Source organism: Zhongshania sp., assembly GCF_041623545.1.
Classification (GTDB): Bacteria; Pseudomonadota; Gammaproteobacteria; order Pseudomonadales; family Spongiibacteraceae; genus Spongiibacter.
Genome location: NZ_JBFJWS010000402.1, coordinates 1 through 2,384 on the forward strand (window position 1 = coordinate 1; position 2,384 = coordinate 2,384).

The following is a 2,384-nucleotide window of genomic DNA, read 5'->3' on the forward strand; positions in this document are numbered from 1 at the left end:
GCTAGTCATGATTTTCGCAATGCCTTGGCATTTAAAGATCGCTTATTAAATAAAGTCTATTTTATTCTATGTATTGTACTTTTGTTGATTACAGTAGTGGCTGTCTATGTGGCGAAGCGAATTGCGAGTCCCATCGTCGCAATGCGAAATGCCCTTAAACGCGATGGTCTGGCAACGCGAAGTGAGGATCTCCCTATTCACGATGACGGTGAGCTGGGTGAGTTGGCGAGGGTTTTTGACCATTTATTGCAAGAGCTTTCTCATCGGCAGGATTTATTAGAAAAGGAAGTTGTGGAACGCAAAGTTATTGAAAAGGAATTGCGCCTTAATAATCAAAAACTTGCGAGCTTAAATAAGGATTTAGAGCAGTTTACCTATATCGCTTCCCACGATTTGCAAGAACCCCTGCGCACCGTACAAAGCTTTGTTGAGTTATTTACGCAGAACTACGATGAAAAGCTGGACGATCAGGCGAAGGTATTTTTAGGGTTTATCAATGAGTCAACTGAGCGGATGACTGCGCTGATTCGGGGCTTGTTAGATTACGGGCGCTTAGGGGCGGAGTCTAGTGTGGCGTTGGTAAGCTGCGAGAAAGTGGTAGCTGATGTCTGTGCCGATTTGGCATTGCGTATTGCCGATGTTGGCGGGGTTGTTGAATACAGTAATCTACCGGTTGTTATGGGCCGCGAGACCGAGTTACGTCTGCTTTTTCAAAACCTTATAAGCAATGGTCTTAAGTTTAGTCGCCCCGATGTTAAGCCGAAAATTGTGATTTCGGCTGAAAAGATCGAGGGTGTTTGGCAGTTTAGCGTTAGGGACAACGGAATAGGCATTGCTGGAAACGATTTCCAACGTGTTTTCTTGATTTTTCAACGATTGCACGGACGTGACAAATTTGAAGGCAGTGGTATTGGTTTAGCACACTGCAAAAAAATTGTTGAATTACATGACGGTAACATTTGGTTAGAATCAGAACTTAACAAAGGCAGCGTATTTTATTTCACGCTCGGGAACAAAATAGATGGATAAGCTCAAACGCGTGTTGCTTGTTGATGATTGCAAGGCAACAAATTATATCCACCGGTTGGTGATTGAGAAGTATGGCTGCGCTGAGTCCGTGATAGAGGTAAATGACGGCCGGGAAGCGTTAACGTATTTAAATACGAAAAGTGACGGTGAATTCCCTCAGCCTGAATTGGTGTTTTTAGATATCAATATGCCTGTGATGAACGGTTGGCAGTTCTTAGAAGAATATGAAACTCTTTCGGCGGAGCAGCAGGCGGGCGTGGTTGTGGTAATGCTAACGACCTCTTTAAACCCCGATGACGCCGAATTGGCCGAGAGGACGCGCGAGGTTAAAAGTTTCTCAAGCAAACCTCTTACCGAAGCGAAATTGTCTGCAATTCTCGCTGAACATTACCCCCATATAAGAAAGCTGACGGATTAGCGTTGGGCGTCCGTCGCCAATCCGTGAAATAGCCCCTAAACGCTCTCTCTCTGTCTGTTTACAAACTGCGCTTGTCATAAAACTGTCTGCTTTTAGTCCCGCTATTGTCATATTCACGCCTTATGCTTGCGCTAACTAAGTAACTAGGATGCGTGCGCGTGCAACTAGGGCGACGATACAAAACCATTTGGTTGTCTGATATCCACCTTGGCTTTAAAGATTGCCGAGCGGATTACCTCCTCGACTTCCTCGCTAAAACTGAATGTGAAACATTGTATTTGGTGGGTGATGTCGTGGATCTTTGGGCGCTAAAGCGCAGTTTGTACTGGCCTGCTAGCCATTATGAAGTTGTCCGAGCACTCTTCAAGAAAGCCAGCACAGGCACTCGTGTCGTCTACATTCCCGGCAATCATGACGAGCCCCTACGCGACTATGTTGGCCATATTCTTGGTCCTATTGAAATCAAACGCGAGGCTATTCACACCACGGTGTCTGGCAAACGACTGCTGATGTTTCACGGCGACTGCCTCGACGAACATATTCGCCTAAGTAAATGGGAGCACCTAGTTGGTGATGCGGCCTACGATTTACTTTTGTTCCTGAATCGCTGGGCCAATTTTATTCGCCGCCGCTTTGGTCGTAATTATTGGTCCCTAGCGACCTATATAAAACAACGTATTCCCAATGCTCGCCACGTGATTAATGTTTTTGAGGAAGCCGCTGTTCGGGAAGCGGCAAGAAGGGGGCTCGATGGCGTTGTATGCGGGCATATTCACCAGCCAGCGCTGCGCAAAATTAAAGGTCTACTGTACTGCAATGACGGCGACTGGATAGAGAATTGCACGGTATTGGGTGAGTCCTACGAAGGAAATTTGGAATTGCTGCAATGGACTGAGCACCAAACCTTATTGCAAAGCATGACGGGTAATGGCGGCCC

Annotated in this window: 3 protein-coding genes; all 3 read left to right on the forward strand. The window is 46.3% G+C overall.

Annotated elements, in window-relative coordinates:
• Nucleotides 1–1,029: ATP-binding protein (locus tag ABYT30_RS18495; protein WP_373097990.1), on the forward strand; the 1,029-nt coding region annotated here is incomplete at its 5' end.
• On the forward strand, nt 1,022–1,447 hold the full coding sequence (locus ABYT30_RS18500) for a response regulator (RefSeq protein WP_373097992.1): 426 nt from the start codon (nt 1,022–1,024) through the stop codon (nt 1,445–1,447). The genes ABYT30_RS18495 and ABYT30_RS18500, both read left to right, overlap by 8 nt.
• A 158-nt stretch (nt 1,448–1,605) precedes the next feature.
• On the forward strand, nt 1,606–2,384 hold a 779-nt coding region (locus ABYT30_RS18505), incomplete at its 3' end, for a UDP-2,3-diacylglucosamine diphosphatase (protein ID WP_373097993.1).

What these genes read in the sequence shown, in the direction of transcription:
- ABYT30_RS18500 (WP_373097992.1), top strand. Translation starts at nt 1,022, where the DNA reads ATGGATAAGCTCAAACGCGTGTTGCTTGTTGATGATTGCAAGGCAACA.